The 18,381-nt window shown below is 67.5% G+C and carries 19 protein-coding genes; 11 read left to right on the forward strand and 8 right to left on the reverse strand.

Features of this window, described 5'->3' with window-relative positions; all coding sequences use genetic code 11:
- Positions 1-18: 18 nt before the first annotated feature.
- Genes L5G33_RS00175 through L5G33_RS00185 form a run of 3 tightly spaced genes read right to left on the reverse strand, consistent with a single transcriptional unit; the run spans position 19 to position 2,623 of the window.
- Positions 19-1,023 carry an oxygenase MpaB family protein gene (locus L5G33_RS00175; protein WP_236996120.1) on the reverse strand — a complete coding sequence of 335 codons (1,005 nt, stop codon included), beginning with the start codon at positions 1,021-1,023 and terminating at the stop codon, positions 19-21.
- A 41-nt stretch (positions 1,024-1,064) separates the two neighbouring features.
- Positions 1,065-1,949, reverse strand: a complete 885-nt coding sequence (locus L5G33_RS00180) for a 5-oxoprolinase subunit C family protein (RefSeq protein WP_236996121.1) — start codon at positions 1,947-1,949, stop codon at positions 1,065-1,067.
- Positions 1,946-2,623: a 5-oxoprolinase subunit B family protein gene (locus L5G33_RS00185; RefSeq protein ID WP_236996122.1), complete on the reverse strand. Its 678-nt coding sequence runs from the start codon at positions 2,621-2,623 to the stop codon at positions 1,946-1,948. The genes L5G33_RS00180 and L5G33_RS00185 overlap by 4 nt, the downstream gene beginning before the upstream one ends.
- Before the next feature lie 171 nt (positions 2,624-2,794).
- On the opposite strand from L5G33_RS00185, the gene L5G33_RS00190 reads away from it, so the two are divergent.
- Positions 2,795-4,105 (forward strand): citrate synthase, encoded by a 1,311-nt coding sequence (locus tag L5G33_RS00190; protein ID WP_236996123.1) that lies wholly within the window; start codon positions 2,795-2,797, stop codon positions 4,103-4,105.
- A 4-nt stretch (positions 4,106-4,109) separates the two neighbouring features.
- Positions 4,110-4,475 carry an FKBP-type peptidyl-prolyl cis-trans isomerase gene (locus L5G33_RS00195; RefSeq protein ID WP_236996124.1) on the forward strand — a complete coding sequence of 122 codons (366 nt, stop codon included), beginning with the start codon at positions 4,110-4,112 and terminating at the stop codon, positions 4,473-4,475.
- Positions 4,476-4,538: 63 nt separating this feature from the next.
- Here L5G33_RS00195 and L5G33_RS00200 read toward each other — a convergent pair whose 3' ends face one another.
- The gene (locus tag L5G33_RS00200; protein ID WP_236996125.1) at positions 4,539-5,315 is read right to left on the reverse strand and encodes an ABC transporter permease; all 777 of its coding nucleotides are present in this window, start codon (positions 5,313-5,315) and stop codon (positions 4,539-4,541) included.
- Positions 5,315-6,214 carry an ATP-binding cassette domain-containing protein gene (locus L5G33_RS00205; protein ID WP_236996126.1) on the reverse strand — a complete coding sequence of 300 codons (900 nt, stop codon included), beginning with the start codon at positions 6,212-6,214 and terminating at the stop codon, positions 5,315-5,317. Before L5G33_RS00205 ends, L5G33_RS00200 begins: the two co-directional genes overlap by 1 nt.
- Positions 6,215-6,280: 66 nt before the next feature.
- Here L5G33_RS00205 and L5G33_RS00210 point away from each other — a divergent pair, with 66 nt between their 5' ends.
- Both L5G33_RS00210 and L5G33_RS00215 read left to right on the forward strand, forming a co-directional pair.
- The gene (locus tag L5G33_RS00210) at positions 6,281-7,057 is read left to right on the forward strand and encodes a TetR/AcrR family transcriptional regulator (protein WP_236996127.1); all 777 of its coding nucleotides are present in this window, start codon (positions 6,281-6,283) and stop codon (positions 7,055-7,057) included.
- 34 nt (positions 7,058-7,091) lie between these two features.
- Positions 7,092-7,823, forward strand: a complete 732-nt coding sequence (locus tag L5G33_RS00215) for an enoyl-CoA hydratase (RefSeq protein WP_236996128.1) — start codon at positions 7,092-7,094, stop codon at positions 7,821-7,823.
- 3 nt (positions 7,824-7,826) lie between these two features.
- Here L5G33_RS00215 and L5G33_RS00220 read toward each other — a convergent pair whose 3' ends face one another.
- Together L5G33_RS00220 and L5G33_RS00225 are read right to left on the reverse strand one after the other, a co-directional pair.
- Entirely contained in the window at positions 7,827-9,131 is a 1,305-nt protein-coding gene (locus L5G33_RS00220; RefSeq protein WP_236996129.1) for a D-arabinono-1,4-lactone oxidase, read from the reverse strand.
- Positions 9,128-10,360 (reverse strand): alanine racemase, encoded by a 1,233-nt coding sequence (locus tag L5G33_RS00225; RefSeq protein WP_236996130.1) that lies wholly within the window; start codon positions 10,358-10,360, stop codon positions 9,128-9,130. Before L5G33_RS00225 ends, L5G33_RS00220 begins: the two co-directional genes overlap by 4 nt.
- 192 nt (positions 10,361-10,552) lie before the next feature.
- Here L5G33_RS00225 and L5G33_RS00230 point away from each other — a divergent pair, with 192 nt between their 5' ends.
- The 3 genes from L5G33_RS00230 to L5G33_RS00240 are packed head-to-tail and all read left to right on the forward strand — an operon-like array spanning position 10,553 to position 14,387.
- Positions 10,553-11,629: an MBL fold metallo-hydrolase gene (locus L5G33_RS00230; protein ID WP_236996131.1), complete on the forward strand. Its 1,077-nt coding sequence runs from the start codon at positions 10,553-10,555 to the stop codon at positions 11,627-11,629.
- Complete coding sequence (locus tag L5G33_RS00235) at positions 11,626-14,142, forward strand: HAD-IC family P-type ATPase (RefSeq protein WP_236996132.1); 2,517 nt, start codon at positions 11,626-11,628, stop codon at positions 14,140-14,142. The genes L5G33_RS00230 and L5G33_RS00235 overlap by 4 nt, the downstream gene beginning before the upstream one ends.
- Positions 14,143-14,156: 14 nt before the next feature.
- Complete coding sequence (locus L5G33_RS00240; RefSeq protein WP_236996133.1) at positions 14,157-14,387, forward strand: antitoxin; 231 nt, start codon at positions 14,157-14,159, stop codon at positions 14,385-14,387.
- Positions 14,388-14,465: 78 nt separating this feature from the next.
- On the opposite strand, the gene L5G33_RS00245 is transcribed toward L5G33_RS00240, so the two are convergent.
- Positions 14,466-15,086 (reverse strand): DNA-3-methyladenine glycosylase, encoded by a 621-nt coding sequence (locus tag L5G33_RS00245; RefSeq protein WP_236996134.1) that lies wholly within the window; start codon positions 15,084-15,086, stop codon positions 14,466-14,468.
- Here L5G33_RS00245 and L5G33_RS00250 point away from each other — a divergent pair.
- The 4 genes from L5G33_RS00250 (at position 15,064) to L5G33_RS00265 (ending at position 18,331) form a co-directional block, all read left to right on the forward strand.
- The gene (locus L5G33_RS00250; protein ID WP_236996135.1) at positions 15,064-15,501 is read left to right on the forward strand and encodes a type II toxin-antitoxin system Rv0910 family toxin; all 438 of its coding nucleotides are present in this window, start codon (positions 15,064-15,066) and stop codon (positions 15,499-15,501) included. The two genes, L5G33_RS00245 and L5G33_RS00250, sit on opposite strands and share 23 nt — an antisense overlap.
- A gap of 267 nt (positions 15,502-15,768) precedes the next feature.
- A complete protein-coding gene (locus tag L5G33_RS00255; RefSeq protein ID WP_236996136.1) occupies positions 15,769-16,722 on the forward strand; it encodes an ATP-binding cassette domain-containing protein in 954 nt (317 codons plus the stop codon).
- Entirely contained in the window at positions 16,719-17,534 is an 816-nt protein-coding gene (locus tag L5G33_RS00260; RefSeq protein ID WP_236996137.1) for an ABC transporter permease, read from the forward strand. The genes L5G33_RS00255 and L5G33_RS00260 overlap by 4 nt, the downstream gene beginning before the upstream one ends.
- Positions 17,531-18,331, forward strand: coding sequence for an ABC transporter permease (locus tag L5G33_RS00265; RefSeq protein WP_236996138.1), 801 nt, complete (start codon positions 17,531-17,533; stop codon positions 18,329-18,331). The genes L5G33_RS00260 and L5G33_RS00265 overlap by 4 nt, the downstream gene beginning before the upstream one ends.
- The last annotated feature ends 50 nt before the right edge of the window (positions 18,332-18,381 follow it).

Genomic DNA, 18,381 nt, shown 5'->3' on the forward strand with positions numbered 1-18,381 from the left:
GTTCGAAATCCGGTCGGCTCAGTCGTTTACCTCGTTGCTCTGCCATGGGAGGTTGGCGCGGCGACCCGCGTGGACGGGGCAGTAGTGGATCGGGTTGTCGCGCTCGGCGCCGGTCGGCAGGTTGCGGGTCGGTGTCTCCAAGAGGGGAGCCCCAGGCGCGACGCGGCCGCTGACCCGGTCGTCGGCGTCACGGGCGCGCGGGTGGCGGCGGTAGCGGGCAGGCAGCAGACGCAGGGTCCGGTCGACAGCCGTGCCGAACCGCCGGAACCGCCGTTCGTCCTTATTGGTCCACGTCAGACCCATCATCTCGCGGATCGGCTCGTCGTAGAGGCCGGTCGTGATCCACATGAACAGGCGCTGGACCACCCTCACCTGCCGTTTCCACACCCAGTTCGGCATCCACGGCTGCGCCCACGGCGGGGCGGGCAGCGACGTGATGTCGAGGACGGTTCGCACCGCATCGTGGTCACGGAGCACCCTGCGGCACATGTGATCCCAGTACTCCAAGAACTCCTCGTACGTGTCCGGGCACGGGCGCATGCTGATTCCGTACGCGGCGTACCAGTTGCGCGACTCCTCGAACAGGGCGCGCTTGTCGGCTTCCGAGATGGGCGGGCCGAACGCCTCCGCGCACCGGATGTTCCCGTACCAGAACGTTGCGTGCGCCCAGTAGAAGACATCCGGGTCGAGTGCGTGGTAACGCCGCCCGTCGTTCATCGTGCCCTTGATCGTCAGGTGATAGTCACGGACCTCTCGGCCGGTCTCCGGTGTCTGGTCGAAGACGACGCCCGAGATCGGATACAGCGAGCGCATCAGACGTTCCCAGCGCTCGCCGAAGAAGTCGGAGTGGTCCCAGACGCCCGCAGCCAGCTTCGGATGCATGTTCTGCATCGACCCCGACCACAGGCCCATCAGCATGCCGCGCCAGTCACCGAAGTACCGCCAGGTCACCGAGTCGGGCCCGAGTGATGGCAGGGTCTGTGTATCGGGGTCGGTCGCTTGGAAGGGCAGCACGTCCGTCATGAGACGAAACTCTAGATGCGTCTCATCCTAAAGGCAATGGCTCACCCGAGGTCGAACCGCACACGGTCGCCGGCGACGAGCTGTGCCGCGAGGTGCAGTGACGACGGCGTCAGGACCGCGACGACCGGGTAACCGCCGGTCACCGGATGGTCAGCGAGGAACATCACCGGCTGTCCACTCGGTGGAATCTGCACCCCGCCGAGCGGCACACCCTCGGACGCGATCTCCGGCAGATCACGTTGTGCCACAACAGGTTCGGTGCTGTCGATGGGGCGATCCACGCGCACGCCGATCCGATTGCTCGCCGGATTAACCACCCATGCCCCGGCGGTCAGCGAATCCGGAGCGACGAGGCGGTCGGCGCGTGGACCGAGGCGAACGGTCAGCGTGACAGTTGGCGACGCCGGGCACGGAGCGGGCGGCGCGAGCATCACCGCGGGCCACGTCGACGACAGTGTGCCGACAGGCAGCTCGTCGCCGACCGCGAGGGGCGCAGGCCCCAGACCGGACAGCGTGTCGGTTGATCGTGAGCCGAGTTCAGCGGCCACGGCGAACCCGCCACGGACCGACACGTAGTTGCGGCAGCCGCGGCGTGGAGCCGTCACCGACAACGTCTGGCCGTTCTTGAGCGCGATCGCCGAATGGCTGCCGACCTCGCGCCCGTCGACCCGCACGACGGTGGTCGGCCCGGCGACGGCAACGAGAGCGGTCCCGTGGAGCCGAGCCGAGAAGCCGCCGAGCGTCACCTCGACGCACGCGGCGTCCTCGAGATTGCCGACGAGCCGGTTGGCGAGCGCGAACGACTCCAGGTCGGCGCCGCCCGAACGGGGCACGCCCAGGTGTGCGTGCCCCGGCCGGCCGAGGTCCTGCACCGTCGCGAGGAGCCCCGTCGAGGCGACCTCGAACTCGGCGTGCGGGCCGGTCATGCGCGCACCTGCTCGAAACGAACGGTCGAACCCGTCGAGAGGATCGCCGGCGGGACCGCAGACGAGTCCCACATCCGGCGGGTCGTGCGACCGAGGAGATGCCATCCGCCTGGGCTCTCGCGTGGATAGACGGCGCTGTAGCCGGCCGCGGCCGCGACCGATCCGGACGGGACGGCGGGTCGGGATTGGCCGCGTCGCCCGACTTGGGCGAGCAGCTCGATGTCAGATATCTCACTCGAACCGTCGGGGATCAGGTACCCGAACCCGGGGGCGAACCCCATGAACTGAACCCGCCAGAGCACCGCTGTGTGCGCTCGGATCAGGTCGTCGACCGAACAGCAGGCGATCGATGCGGCGGCGGCGAGGTCGGGCCCGTCGTACGCCGTCGCGATGACCACTGGATCGCCCGAGTTCGACGCCGGGTCGTCGGCCCTCCGGTGGCCCGCCGCTAAGTCGTGCACGACGCGACGAACCCCCAACTCGTTCACGCCGGTGCCCGGAAGCGCTTCCACCAGAACCGTTTCGGCTCCAGCCACCACATCAGCGACAATCAGTCGGCCGTCGTCCGCAGCCCTCCGCAACGCCGTCGCGGCGTGCGCCGCCGCGGATGCGGGGTCGTCATGTCCGCTGAAGTCGAGGAGGAGAGCGTCGTCTCCCGCCGGGTGCTCGCGCATGAACTCACGGTATCGGGATATGAGTAAGCTGAGCGGGCGACGAGAGAAGTCGCAGGCTTCCCTGTGAGCAAACCCGTGGTGATCCCCGGGGGACCCTCAGTGGGCGGCCGAGTCGAAAGCCGACTAAGTTGTAACCAACAACTGCTCACCCGCGATTGCTAAGGGGTTTGTGTGTCCGTGGAGAATGGCGCCGCCGATCAGCAGACCGGTACTTTCACCTACCCCGGTGGAAAGATCGATCTTCCTATACTGAAGGCATCGGAGGGCAGCGACTCGGTCGCACTCGGCTCGTTCCTGTCGACGACCGGCCTGACGACGTTCGACGGCGGTTTCGTGAACACCGCGTCGACCAAGTCGTCGATCACCTACATCGACGGCGACGCGGGCATCCTGCGCTACCGCGGCATCCCGATCGACCAGCTCGCCGAGCGGTCGACGTTCATCGAGGTCAGCTACCTGCTGATCTACGGCGAGCTGCCGACCCCGAGTGAGCTCGAGGACTTCACCACGCGCATCCAGCGCCACACGCTGCTGCACGAGGACCTCAAGCGTTTCTTCGACGGGTTCCCGCGCAACGCACATCCGATGCCGGTGGTTTCGAGCGCCGTCAACGCACTGAGCGCCTACTACCAGGACTCCCTCGATCCGAAGGATCCCGAGCAGGTCGAGCTCGCGACCATCCGACTCCTCGCGAAGCTCCCGACGATCGCCGCCTACGCGTACAAGAAGTCGCAGGGTCAGCCGTTCCTGTACCCGGACAACTCGCTGAGCCTCGTCGAGAACTTCCTGCGCATGACCTTCGGCTTCCCCGCCGAGCCGTACGAGGTGAATCCCGAGATCGCCAAGGCGCTCGACATGCTGTTCATCCTGCATGCCGACCACGAGCAGAACTGCTCGACGTCGACGGTCCGCCTCGTCGGTTCGTCGCAGGCCAACCTATTCACGTCGATCTCGGGCGGCATCAACGCACTCTGGGGCCCGCTGCACGGCGGAGCCAACCAGGCCGTCCTGGAGATGCTCGACGAGATCCGCGCGTCGGGCGGCGACACCAAGGCCTTCATGACCAAGGTGAAGAACAAGGAAGACGGTGTGAAGCTCATGGGCTTCGGTCACCGCGTCTACAAGAACTACGATCCGCGTGCCGCGATCGTGAAGAAGACCGCCGATCAGATCCTCGCCTCGCTCGGCGTCGAAGACGAGCTCCTCGACATCGCGAAGGGGCTGGAAGAAGTCGCGCTCAGCGACGACTACTTCATCGAGCGCAAGCTCTACCCGAACGTCGACTTCTACACCGGCGTCATCTACCGCGCGATGGGTTTCCCGACGCGCATGTTCACCGTGCTCTTCGCGCTGGGCCGTCTGCCCGGTTGGATCGCGCACTGGCGCGAGATGCACGCCGACCCGACCACCAAGATCGGCCGTCCGCGCCAGCTGTACACCGGTTACACCGAGCGCGACTTCGTGTCGATGGGAGATCGTTAGAATCATGGCTGACAACACCAAACCCGAAGTCGAATTCCCCGAGGGGCCGGCCCCGACCGAACTCCAGATCACCGATCTGGTCGTCGGCGACGGCGCCGAAGCCCAGCGCGGCGGGATGGTCGACGTGCACTACGTTGGCGTCGAGTTCGAGACCGGCGAAGAGTTCGACTCGTCGTGGGACCGCGGCCAGAGCGCGAACTTCCCGCTCGAGGCGTTGATCCCCGGATGGCAGGAGGGCATCCCCGGCATGAAGGTCGGCGGCCGCCGCCGCCTCGTCGTGCCGCCGGAGCTCGCCTACGGCCCCGAAGGGGCGGGACACCGCCTCTCGGGTAAGACGCTGATCTTCGTGATCGACCTGCTCGGCGCCTGAGACTGACCGACGCGACGCCCGGAACCGATGGTTCCGGGCGTCGCGTCGTCTGCGAGTTCGCGCTCACCGCGCGGTGCGGCGCGGGAACACCCAGGCGGTCAGCGCGGCCGCGACCGCGATGATCCCGACGCACCAGACGACGGCGATGACCGCATCGCCCCCGGGCGCCTGGCCGGCCAGAAGCGCTCGAGTCGCTTCGATCACCGGGGTCGCCGGCTGGTGCGCCGCGAACGCCTGGAGCCATCCGGGCATCGAGTCGATGGGGACGAATGCGCTGGACGCGTACGGCAGGAACAGGATGACAAATCCGTAGCCGCTGGCGGCTTCGGCCGATCCCGCGACCAGTCCGAGCATCGCGAATACCGACGTGATAGCCAGGATGTACAGCGCGATGAGGCCGAGCGCGCCGACGGCGTCGACGATGTTCGCGTGGGGGCGGAACCCGAGGGCGACGGCGACGAGGATGACGACGCCGGTCGCGACCAGGTTGCGGAGGACGCTCGCCACCGTGTGGCCGACGAGAACGGTCGCCGCGGACACCGGCATGGTGCGCAACCGGTCGATGGCGCCCGATGTCATGTCCTGGCTGACCGACACCCCCGTACTCGCCGCACCGAACCCGGCGCACGTCAGCACGATGCCGGGTACCACGTAGTCGAGGTAGCTGCCGGTGTCGGAGATCGCGCCGCCGAAGACGAAGACGAACAGCAGCATGAGCATCACGGGCAGCATCACCGCCATGATCATCGCGTCGATGTCGCGGACGCTGTGGCGGACCGATCGGCCGATGAGGATGCGCGAGGCGGTGAGGGTGCTCACGCCCGGGGCCGGGGTGGTCATCACGCTGCCTCCGGTGTCGTGGCGGGACCACCGATGTGACCGGTGAGTTGAAGGAAGGCGTCGTCGAGGGTCGGGCGCCGCAGTTCGACGACGAGCCCCGGTCGGTCGACGGCGACGGCGGCGGTCAGACGTGCGAGGTCGCGCGCCGACCCGTCCGTGGGGATCTCGTCGATGACGACGCCGTCGTCGAGCAGGGTGAGCATTGCGCCGCCGACTCGCTCCTTGAGTTCGGCTGCGCTACCGCGCGCGACGATCCGGCCGTGGTCGAGCACCGAGATCTCGTCGGCGAGCGCGTCAGCCTCCTCCAGGTACTGGGTGGTGAGGAAGACGTTCGTGCCGTGCTCGGCGAGTTCGCGGATCTGCTGCCACAACGCCAGCCTGCTGTGCGCGTCGAGTCCGGTGGTCGGCTCGTCGAGGAAGAGGATCTCGGGCGGCCAGATGAGGCTGACGGCGAGGTCGAGGCGTCGTCGCATGCCGCCGGAATACGTGGAGGCGCGTCGATCTGCGGCGGCGGCGAGATCGAAGCGATCGAGGAGTTCGTCTGCCCGGCTGCGGGCGGCGCGGGACGACAGTCCGAGGAGTCGCGCCATCATGATCAGGTTCTCCCGCCCGGTGAGGACTTCGTCGACGGTCGCGAACTGGCCCGTCACGCTGATTCGGCGGCGGATGTCGGCTCCGGCCGTGGTCAGGTCAAGGCCGAGGACGGTCGCGGCGCCGTCGTCGTGGGGCCGGAGTGTGGTGAGGATGTCGATGAGCGTGGTCTTCCCGGCGCCGTTCGGCCCGAGGAGTGCGTGGATGCCCGGTGCCACTGTCAGGGACAGGCCGGTCAGCACGGGGTGGTCGCCATAGCGCTTGGTGAGGTCGGTGAGCTGAATGATCGGAGCATCTGTGTAGGACATATACAGAGTATGACATACACAGTGGGTCATGTACACAGAGTTGTCGGTCGGACATAGGGTGGGGGCATGACGGAGAAGACCGAGAGTGGACTACCCAGACCGGTCGCGATCGCGTGGGGGACGTATGTGCCGTCGCAGAACGGGCCGCGACGCGGACTCTCGCACGAGCAGATCGTCACCCAGGCGATCGCGATCGCCGACGCGGAGGGCATCGCGGCGGTCACCATGGCCAGGGTCGCCAAAGAGCTTGGGTTCACCACCATGTCTCTGTACCGGTACGTTGCCAACAAGGACGAACTGCTCCTGCTCATGATCGGCTCGGAGTCGCTGCTACCGACGTCGGCAGCCGAGGTGCCCGCGGCGGGCTGGCGCGAGGATCTGCGCGCGTGGGCCGACCTTCTCCGGGACATGTATCGCGAGCATCCATGGATGCTCGACGTTCCGCGGGGGCCGACGTCAGTGTTGATGCCTGTGTCGATGTACATCGCCGACCGGGGGATGCGCGCCCTCAGCGAACTCGGCCTCGGCGGTGGAGAACAGATTTCGGTGGTCCTCGCGCTCTCGTCGTACGTGGCGTCGTTCGCCGGCCTCGAACGGGACCTGGCGGGGCAGGAAGACGTCGAGTTCGGCGCCGAGGCCTTCGCCGAACTCGGGGAAGTGGTCACCGTCGAGCGGTTGCCGTACCTCGCGCCTCTGATGCTCTCCGGCGGCTACATCGGTGGTCCCGCCGACGAGGCAGAGGATGGTGTCGACGACGACTACCGGCTCGGTCTCGATCTGCTGCTCGACGGTCTCGCCGTCCGGTGGGGAACGATGGACACGCCGAATCCACTCGCCGACTGAGCGGGCGTCCGCGGGCCTCGGTATCCTGCCACCCATGATCGTGAGCAGCACAGCTGGCCCAGTGACCACCATCGAGCTGGCCCGCGAGGCCAAGCGCAACGCCCTCGACTACGACATGCTGCGCGACCTGTCGCAGGCATTCACTGACGCCGTCGACGCGGGCGCGCGCGTCATCGTCCTGACCGGGCGTGGTTCGGTGTTCAGCGCGGGCGCCGACCTGTCGGGGCCGGTGTACGACCCGGCGTTCCCCGAACGGCTCGTCGAGGTGATCGAGCAGATCGAGTCGACACCGATTCCGGTGATCGCCGCCGTCAACGGTCCGGCGCTCGGCGGCGGCCTCCAGTTGGCTATGGCCGCGGACCTGCGGGTGATCGCTCCCGGAGCCGTCGCAGGCATCCCGGCGGCGAAGATCGGCGTCGCCCTGGACGAATGGACGATCCGGCGTCTCGTGTCGCTCGTCGGCGGCGGTCCCGCGCGCGGCATCCTGATCGGCTGTGAGCCGCTCTCGGCGGACCGCGCCTACGATCTCGGCTTCGCCAACAAGATCGGCGACCTCGCCGACGCGCAGCACTGGGCCGCCACCATCGCCGGTTACGCACCGCTGACGCTCCGCCACTACAAGATGGTCTTCACCGGCGACGGCGCGCGCGACGAGGCGCCGAAGGACCGGCACGACGCGATGATCGCCGCATGGATGAGTGACGACGCGAAAGAGGCTCGCGCCGCCCGCGATGAGAAGCGACCGCCGGTCTTCCAGGGCAAATAAGCGTCACGAACCCAGGACGGTTTCCAGGTACGGGTTCGTGAACACACGCTGCGGATCGAAGCGGTCCCGCACGGCGAGGAACGCGCCGAACTGCGGATACACCTCGCGGAAGTAGTCGGCGTCGCGTGTATGCAGCTTGCCCCAGTGCGGGCGACCGCCGTGGGCCGTCATGATCGCTTCGACGTCGCGGAAGTAGTCCCGCACCGAGGCGGGGGCGTCGCGGTGGTAGCGGTGAACGGCGATGTAGCCGGACGTGCGGCCGCTCGCCGTCGACAGCATGAGATCGTCGGCGGCTGCAGACCGCACTTCGATCGGGAAGCTGACGCGGTGGCGACCTTCGATCACCGACCGGACCTCGCGTAGTGCGTCCGGCACCTCGGCGAGCGGGAGCGCGTACTCCATCTCGCGGAAACGGACGTCGCGATCGGAGACGAACACCTTGTCCGACCGGTCGGTGTAGGTGCGCGCCGACAACGCGCGGCCGACCACCTGGTTGAAGACCGGGACCAGCCGCGGCACCCGTGACCCCGCAGCCGTCAGCGCTCCGAGAGTGCGGTTGGCCAGCAGTTCGTCGTCGATGTACCGGCGCAGCGGGCTCGGACCGTCGGACGGAGTGTCCGCGGGCAGCCTGCTGTTCGACTTGGTGAGCGTCGCGCGCGTGTGCGGGAACCAGTAGAACTCGTAGTGGTCGAATTCGGCGACCCGGTCGAGGAACCCGTCGACGACGTCGTCGACGTCTCCGGGCCCTTCGACGGCGCGGACGGCGAACGCGTCGACGCACTGCAGGGTGATCTCGGTGAGTACACCGAGCGCGCCGAGACCGAGGGCAGCCGCCTTCAGGTCCGGGTCGTCTTCGCCGATGTCGCGGATCGTGCCGGTGCCGTCGACGAGTTGTACCCCACGGATCTGCGTGGAGATCCCGCCGAACCGGGCTCCCGTCCCGTGGGTGCCTGTCGACGTCGCCCCGGCGATGGTCTGCCGATCGATGTCCCCGAGATTCTGCATCGCCAGTCCGAGTGGTTCCAGGATCGCCGGGATCTCGTGCAGGTGGGTCCCCGCGGCGAGCGTCACTCGCCTGCGGTCCAGGTCGACGGCTCGGATGCCGCGCAGTCCCGACAGGTTCACCTGGATCCCGGGTGCGACGGCGATCGGTGTGAAGCTGTGGCCCGCGCCGACCGGTTTCACCGTGTCGCCGCGTCCGACCGCCCCGCGGACCGCATCGGCCAGCTCGTCGACGGTCCGCGGCGTGATCACCTCGGCTGGCGTGTACGAGACGGTGCCGCCCCAGTTAGTCCAGATTCCAGTCATCCGAAGCACTTCCCTTCGCCTCGATAGGTCGGGACCACGTCCACGACGTCGGCGACGCCCGCCGCGTCTCGCCGAATCAGCGCCACCCGCTCGGATCGTTCGCAGACCTCGCCGGACTTGGTGTGGCGGAACCATACTCGGTCGCCGATCGACAACTCGTCGGCAGCTTCGCCTGCGAGCGGAGTCTGCACTTCGCCTGCCGACTCGGTGCCCACGTACTCCAGGCCTGCCGGCCACACCGGTTTCGGTAGACGGTCGAGGGCGGGCGGCCCGGACGCGATCCATCCGCCGCTGCCGCACGTGACGATTCCGTCAGCGGGCCGTCGCAGCACGTCGAGGCCGAAGGCCATCGCCGGGGCGGGACGAAAGTGGCGGTAGTTGTCGAACAGGTGCCCGCCGAACAGCCCGGATCCTGCGGCGATGTCGGTGACCGACGTGTCCTTCGCCGTCTCCTCGAGTGATCCGGTGCCGCCTGCGTTGACGATCTCGAGGTCGGCGATGTGCCGCAACGCCGCGACGACGTCGCCTCGCCGATGTCGGAGCTCACGCATCGACACCGCCTGCATCGCGCGTACAGCGGTGTTCATGGCGGTCTTGCCGTCGACCCCGTTCCCGACCCCGGCGACCTGCGCCTCGTACGACATGACGCCGACCAGGCGGAACCCGTCGCGGGCCTGCACCGCTCGGGCGAGAGCGGTCGCCTGCCCGACGGAGTGGATGGGCGACCGACGGACGCCGAGGTGGACGCGGTCGCCTGCGACGCGGAGTGACGCATCGAGGTCGATGGCGATGCGGACTGTCGGACGCTTGCCGGGCGGGGTCACCGAGTCGATGACGTCGAGTTGGGCCCGGTCGTCGACGAGGAGGGTCACTCGCGTACACGCGGTCTCGTCGGCGAGGAGGGCTGCGAGCGCTTCGCGGCGGCAGGTCGGATAGCCGAGCAGGACGTCGCCGACACCCGACTCGGTCGCCAACCAGTGCGCTTCGGCGACGTCGTAAGCTAAGACTCCGGCGAAGCCGTCGCGTTCGAGGACATGGTCGATCATCGAACGCACCCGCAGTGACTTCGACGCGACGCGGATCGGGACGCCGTTCGCGCGACGGCGCAGATCGTTGATGTTGGCTTCGAGCGCGTCGAGGTCGAGCGCCAGAACGGGGGAGTCGAGCCCGGCCCGGCGGACGGCGTCGTCGACGGCGGCCCAATCGGGCTCATACGTGCTCGTCGGCATCGGGTGCAGCCTCTCCTTCTAGGAAGTAGATCGATCGATCAACTTGTGTGATCATCATGACACAGGATCGTCGGGTCGGTGAAAGGACTTCGGCACTTATTTTCGGCCGTACGCCGAAAATAAGTGCCGAAGTCATCTTCTCTCCGCTGCCACGCGGAGCGCGCCGACGCCCCGAGACCATATTCTGGATCGGTGACTGTGATTCCTGGACCGTTGCGCGCGATGGGCGCGTCGACCGCTGCGATCGCGGAGGCCACCGCGGGATCGCCGAATCGTTCGGGCGGCGTCTTCGCCAACCGGGAGCCCGCCGCGGTCGCGGAGGGCGCTCCGGGCCCCGGCGTGTTCGTCGACATGCTGCGCCGCCCCGGTGCGCCGAGCGGAGTGATTCCGGTGCTGCGCCCCGTCGTGGCGCCCGTACCTGCAGAGCTCTCGATCACTTGGCTCGGGCATGCGAGCGCGATCGTCGACGTCGACGGTGTGCGTGTGCTCCTCGACCCGGTGCTGAGTGCCCGATGCTCGCCGTCGCAACTGGTGGGGCCCAAGCGGATGCACGACGTCCCGATCACGGCGGCGGCGCTGCCCGCCGTCGACGTGGTCCTGCTCAGCCATGACCACTACGACCACCTCGACACCGGCACGGTCACGACGATCGCGCGGATGCAGCCGGACGCGATGTTCGTCGCACCGATCGGCGTCGACGCCCACCTGCGCCACTGGGGCATCGGTGCCGAGAAGATCCGCACCGCCGACTGGCACGGGAGCGTCACCGTCTCCGTGCGCGACACCCGAATCACGTTCGACGCGTACCCGGCCCGCCATTTCTCGGGTCGAGGGTTTACTCGGAACGAGACGCTGTGGGCGAGCTGGGCTGTGAGCGGACCGTCGCACTCGTTCTTCTTCTCGGGCGATACCGGCTTCACCGACGGGTACCGGGAAGTCGGTGAGCAGCACGGTGCGTTCGACGCGACGCTCATCGCGATCGGGGCGTACGACCCGTTGTGGCCCGACATCCACCTCAACCCGGAAGAGGCTGTGACCGTTCATGATCTGGTGAACGGGGGTGAGCGCGCCAGTCTCCTGATCCCGATCCACTGGGGTACTTTCAACCTTGCGCGGCATTCGTGGGGCGATCCTGTCCGGCGGCTGCTGCCCGCGGCGGAAGCGGCGGGGATCGACGTGTGCGTGCCCCGACCCGGTTCCACCCTCGACGCGGTCGACCGTGTCGGAACCGCGATAGACGATCCGACGTGGTGGGAGCGACACGTATGAGCATGACGATGGACCGGTTGCCCGGCCTGACCTCGGCGGAGGTCGCCGAACGGACGGCCGCCGGGCAGGTCAACACGATGCCGGACAAGTCGGGTCGCAGCGTCGCCGACATCGTGAAGGCCAACGTCTTCACCCGCATCAACGCGATCCTCGGTGTGTTGTTCGCGATCGTGGCGTTCACCGGGTCGTTCATCAACGGGCTGTTCGGCTTGTTGATCATCGCGAACAGCGGTATCGGCATCATTCAGGAGATCCGAGCCAAGCGGACTCTCGACCGGTTGGCGATCGTCGGCCAGACCAAGCCGATCGTGCGCCGAGACGGAGCAGCGCAGGAGATCGCGCCCGACGAGGTCGTCGTCGGCGACATCATTGAGCTGGGTCCGGGCGACCAGGTCGTGGTCGACGGCGAGACCGTCGAATCCGAAGCACTCGACATCGACGAGTCGCTGCTGACCGGTGAGGCCGACGCTGTCGACAAGTCGCTCGGCGACGAGATCATGTCGGGAAGCTTCGTCGTCTCCGGTTCGGGCGCCTACCGGGCGACGAAGGTCGGCCCGGACGCCTACGCGGCCAAGCTCGCCGCTGAGGCCAGCAAGTTCACGCTCGTCTCGTCGGAGCTGCGGGCGGGCATCGACAAGATCCTCAAGGTCATCACCTGGCTGTTGATCCCCGCAGGCATCCTGACGATCGTCAACCAGCTGTTCATCAGTGAGAACGGACTCCGGACCGCGTTGCTCGGCATGGTGGCCGCGCTGGTGCCGATGGTGCCCGAAGGTCTGGTCCTGATGACGTCGATCGCGTTCGCGGTCGGTGTGGTCCGGCTCGGCCAGCGGCAGTGCCTGGTAAACGAGCTCCCGGCGATCGAGGGCCTCGCGCGAGTGGACGTCGTGTGCACCGACAAGACGGGGACGCTCACCGAGAACGGCATGCGCCTGTCGGAGATCCGCGTGGTCGACGACGCCTTCGATCCGATCCAGGTGCAGACCGCGATGGCTGCGCTGGCGGCGGCAGACCCCCGCCCCAACGCCAGCATCCAGGCGTTGGCTGAGGCGTATCCGGAGGCGCCCGGTTGGTCGACGTCGGCGATCCTGCCGTTCAGTTCGGCCAACAAGTTCTCCGGAATCTCGTTCGTCGACGGTGACGGCGTCGACCGCGGCAACTGGTTGATCGGCGCACCCGACGTGCTTCTCGACCCGGAGTCGGAGATCGCGCTGGCAGCGCAGGAACTCGGTTCGACCGGGCTGCGGATCCTGCTCGTCGCGACGTGCGCGACGCTCGTCGATTCCGAACCGGCGGCCGGCTCCACGCTGCCCGGCGCGATCACCCCGGTCGGGTTGATCGTCTTGGAGCAGCGGGTGCGTCCCGACGCCCGCGACACCATCGAATATTTCGATTCACAGAACGTCGCCGTCAAGGTGATCTCCGGTGACAACGCGCTGTCCGTCGGCGCGGTCGCCGCATCGCTGGGCCTCGGCGACCCGGAGTCCGCCGTCGACGCGCGGAAGCTCCCGACGCAGGAGCGCGAGCTCGCCCAGGTGATCGACCACGCCGACGCGTTCGGCCGTGTCCGACCAGACCAGAAGCGTGCCATGGTCGCGTCGTTGCAGGGGGAGGGGCACACGGTCGCGATGACCGGTGACGGCGTCAACGACGTCCTCGCACTCAAGGACGCCGACATCGGCGTCGCGATGGGGTCCGGTTCGTCGGCAGCCCGGTCCGTCGCCCAGATCGTGTTGTTGGACAACAAGTTCGCGACGCTCCCGTACGTCGTGGGCGAGGGTCGACGCGTCATCGGCAACATCGAACGCGTCTCGAACCTGTTCCTCACAAAAACTGTGTACGCGGTGCTGTTGGCACTCCTCATCGGCATCACCGGACTGTTGGCGAGGGCGTTCGGCTGGGATCCCGTCAGCTACCCGTTCCAGCCGATCCATGTGACGATCTCGGCGTGGTTCACGATCGGCATCCCGGCGTTCATCCTGTCGCTCGCGCCGAACAACGAGCGGGCGAAGACCGGGTTCGTCCGTCGCGTGCTGACCCAGGCGATTCCGAACGGCATCATCATCGGCCTGGCGACGTTCGTCTGCTTCATGTTCGTCAACCGCGACTATTCGGGTGCGTTGGCGAGCTACACCGGCGACGTGCTGTTGGCGCCGTCGGACACGGTCGCGGCGGTCGCGGGCGCATCGCAGGCGATCGGCGCCCAGCAGACGCAGGCCGCCACGGCGGCGTTGGCGACGATGATCGCGATCGCGGTGTACGTCCTGGCCGTGGTCGCGCGCCCGTACACATGGTGGAAACTCGTGCTCGTGGCAGTGTCGGTGATCGCGTACGTGCTGATCTTCACGGTGCCGTTTAGCCAGCGGATGTTCCATCTCGATTCGTCGAACGCCGGGATGATGGCCGTCGCCGGGGTGTGCGCGGTGGTCGGTTGCGCTGCCGTCGAGGTGTCCAGTCGTGTGCTCTCCGCAGTAGTGGACCGCCGTCGGTCGGCGGAGTCGCTGAATGCGTGACTATAATTTCGTCCATGGATCTCAAAGGAATCGTTGACAAGGCAAAGAGTGCGCTGAAGTCGAACCCGGACCTCATCGAGAAGGGTGGCGACGCCGTCGACAAGGCGACCGGCAACAAGTTCGCTTCGCAGGTCGACAAGGCGCAGGACGCGGCCCGCAAGGCAGTCGGTGCTGACGAGAAGCGGGCTGACGAGAACAAGCCCGGCCAGAACCAGCCCGGCGAGAACAGGCCGGAAGGCAAGTAAGACTCGTCCGGCGAATCTTGTAGTCCGTCGATCTGTTCCACCATGTGGTCCGGATCGGCGGACTAGCTGTTTTGGCCACTAGCTGCGAGTCTGGCGGCCGGCTTTCGGGTGGCGGCGGTACGCGGACACGGACGGTTCGTCGCCGATCCAGAACCGCCACGGTTCGTCGGCGGCGAGCCGGACGCCGACACGCGGCCCGGCGACGATCGTTTCGGGATTCTGAGCGCGCTCCCCGAGGTGGACGCCGCCCAGGGCTGTGACGTCGGTGCGCAGGTCGGCCATGGTGATGCCGAGCGCTTTGGCGAGGTTGCCGGGCCCGCGGCCTAAAGACTCGTCGCCGACCCTGCGTTTGTCGTCGATCCTGGGTGCGCGTCGTTGCCGGGCGAGGTCGAGGCCGTCGACGATGCGGCCGGCCCGGATCAGTACCGCCGACCCTTCGCCTTCGGGGCTGGTCACGATGTTCGCGCAGTGATGGCCGTGGATCCGGTAGACGTAGAGGCGCATCGGCGGCCCGTACATCGTCTCTGATCTGGGGGTCCGCGTGTACGCGTGCGACGCCGGATCATGCGGGCCGTCGTATGCCTCGACCTCGGTGATCACCGCGGACACGCCGTGCGACGTGAGAATGCGACCGAGGAGTCCGCGGGCCTGTGCGCAGACGCTAGGCTCGGTGACCATGGCCAAGACGAGTGACTCCATTCATGTCGATCTGTCGCCCGAGGATACCTTCGCGGCGGCCGCCGACCTGTCCCGCTACGAGGAGTGGCTGGTGTTGCACGACGGGTGGCGCAGCCGGCTTCCCGCCGCACACGAGCTCGCCGAAGGCACCACGTTGTCGTCGGTGATCAAAGCGAAAGGTACCCGCGTCCGGTTCACGTGGGAGATCGAAAAGTTCGATCGGCCCAGGGAAGTCGTCCTGGAGGGTACCGGCAAGGGCGGTGTCAAAGCGAAGCTGAACCTGGCAGTCAAGCCCGACGGTGCCGGTTCGACGATCAGCTTCCTCATCGACCTCGGCGGCCTCCCGCTGATGGGCCCGGTCGGCAAGGCGGCGGCCCTCGCGGTGAAAGGCGATGTGCACACGTCGTTGCAGAAGTTCACCGAGATCTTCGGCTGATCGGCGCAGCTGCGCCGGAGACGGCGTGAACTGGATCGGCATCCCATTCGTTGAGGCGAGCCCAGTCGTTGACCTGCCGGCGTGGACATGCGCGCGGCTAAGGCGAACAGGGTGAGAGTTGGCGGCACCGCGGATGCGTCGAAGTACGCAGATCGTTTAGGTGATTGCGCGAGCACCCGCCGTAGCCAACCCGCCACGAATTGGTTAGGCTCACCTATGTTCCAGTGATCTGCTGGTGTCGAGAACCGCCCACGAAGGGGAGGACGCATGTCAGCGCCCGTTGCGATCTCTGTGGAGAATCTGACCAAGACGTACGGGAGTGTCACCGCTCTCGACGGGATCTCGTTCGAGGTGCCGCACGGTGAGATCCTCGGCCTCCTCGGACCGAACGGAAGCGGGAAGACGACCACGGTCACGCTGCTGTCGACGCTGCAGCGTCCCACCGCGGGGAGCGCGCGGATCGCGGGACACGACGTGGTCGCCGAAGCCGGGCGAGTCCGCGAACTGATCTCGCTCACCGGGCAGTACGCGTCGATGGACGACAGCCTGACCGCCGCCGAGAACCTGTCGGTCTTCGGTCGCCTCACCGGTCTGCGCGGTGCGGCGTTGGCTAGCCGCATCGACGATCTGGTCGACCAGTTCGACCTCGCCGATGTCCGCTCCCGCCGCGTCGGCGCGCTGTCGGGAGGCATGCGCCGACGTGTCGACATCGCAAGCGCACTCATCACGCGACCGGAGGTGCTGTTCCTCGACGAGCCGACGACAGGACTCGACCCGCGCAGCCGAGCGGCGGTGTGGGACACCGTCGCCGGGCTCCGCGCCGAAGGCATCACCGTCCTGCTGACCACCCAGTACCTCGAAGAGGCTGACCGTCTCGCCGACAACATCGTCATGCTCAACGGTGGGAAGGTCGTGGCGTCGGGCACTCCGGGCACCCTCAAACAGCAGGCAGGCGCCGCCGTGTGCGAACTGAGCCTGGTGCAACGGTCCGACGTCGAACCCGCTCTCGCCGCGCTGACTGATCTGGACGTCATCGAACATGACGACGCGTCCACCGCGACCCACCCGCGGATCGTGGTCCGCGCCGCGGACGGCATGTCGGCCGTCCGAGACGTCATCGCCCGCTTGGACACCGCGCACATCGACGTCGTCGACATCGGTCTGCGCCAACCGTCGCTCGACGAAGTGTTCTTGCAGATGACCGGGGTCGACGCCGGATGACCGCGACCCTCGCCCCGACCGTGCCGTCGGCTCCCGAAGCCGCCGTCCGACGCCGGTCCGTCGGACTGCTGTCGGCGACCGCGGCACTCGCTCGTCAGAAGGTGGCCACCGGCTTCCGGACCGGCGACGCGATGTTCGCGACATTGAGCCCCGTCGTCTTCTTCCTCTGCTTCTATGTGCCGCTGCACCGGCGGTTCGAAGCAGCGGGCGGCGACTACGCCCAGTTCCTGACCCCGATCATCTTCCTGCAGACCGGAATCTTCACCGCGATCGCCGCGACCGAGGTGGCGGGCGCCGACGCCCGCGCCGGTGTGCGCGAACGACTGATGAGCCTGCCGATCCCGCGTGTCTCACCGATTCTCGGTCGCATGGTGTGGGTTGTCGTCCGCATGTGCCTGGCGGTGTGCGGCGGTCTGATCGTCGGATTCAGCCTCGGTTTCCGTTTCCACGGCGATGCCGCCGACACGATCGGATTCCTCGTCCTGGTCGTCCTCTTCGGGCTGGCGTTGAGCCTGCTCACCGATGCCGCAGGCTCGGTCGCCGCGAGTTCCGTCGCGGTCGCGAGCGTCCTGATGATCCCGCAGCTGATCCTCGTCATGGCGTCGACCGGTCTGGTCCCCGCCGAGAGCTTCCCCGGCTGGATCCAACCCTTCGTGCGGAACCAGCCGCTGTCGGTGTTCTCCGATGCGCTCCGCGCCCTCTCGACCGGTGCCGACCTCAATCCGACGGCCGTGATCTGGTGGGCGGTGGGTCTGCTGGCCGCGGGCGCGCTCGCGGTCGCCGCCGTCGCGCGGAGACAGGCGGCCCGATGACCACCGCACAGATCTGGCCGCCGCGACGTGCGGTCGGCCCGCTCGCGCAGATCGCCGTCCACACCGGCACGCTGTTGAGGTCGTGGAGTCGCGACCCCGGCATCGTCGTGCAGTCGTTGGCGTTCCCGACGTTCATGCTGCTGATGTTCCAACTCGTGTTCGGCAAGTCGGTGACCGCACTCGGTTCCGGCGACAGCATCTTCGGCAACACCGGACTCGTCGCACTCGTCGGAGCGCTGTACGGGACCATCGCGACCGCGATGTCGCTGATCCACGAACGGGACAGCGGACTGCTTGCGCGCATGTGGACGCTCCCCGTGTCGCGATCGGGATTCATCGCGGGCCGTCTCACCGCGGAAGCCGTCCGGACGGGGTTGGCGACCGTCGTGCTGTTCCTCGTCGCGATGACGATGGGGTTCGGTTTCGAGCAGGGTGTACTGCCGGCTCTCGGCGCATGGGTGGTGCCGATGATCTTCGCTGTCGGCGTCGCCGCCCCCGTCATCGCGCTCGCGACGGTCGCATCGGGTACGCAGTCGGTGCAGTTCCTCGGCGGCGTCTTCCTGTTCCTGCTGTTCTTCAACAGCGGTTTCGCGCCGATCTCCGAGTATCCGGGCTGGCTGCAGCCGGTGGTCCGCAATCAGCCGATGAGCCCGGCGATCGACGCGATCCGCAGCTTGACCGAGGGTGGTCCCGTCGCCGGGCCGCTCACCGCGACCATCGTGTGGACCATCGGTCTGCTCGCCGTCTTCGGACCGTTGGCCGTGCGCGGATACCGGCGCGCGTCCGAAGGTCGCTGAACCACACTGCGCTGAACCACACTGCGCTGAACCACACTGGGCTGAACCAA

Origin of the sequence: Gordonia liuliyuniae (assembly GCF_021738805.1) — a bacterium.
Classification (GTDB): Bacteria; Actinomycetota; Actinomycetes; order Mycobacteriales; family Mycobacteriaceae; genus Gordonia; species Gordonia liuliyuniae.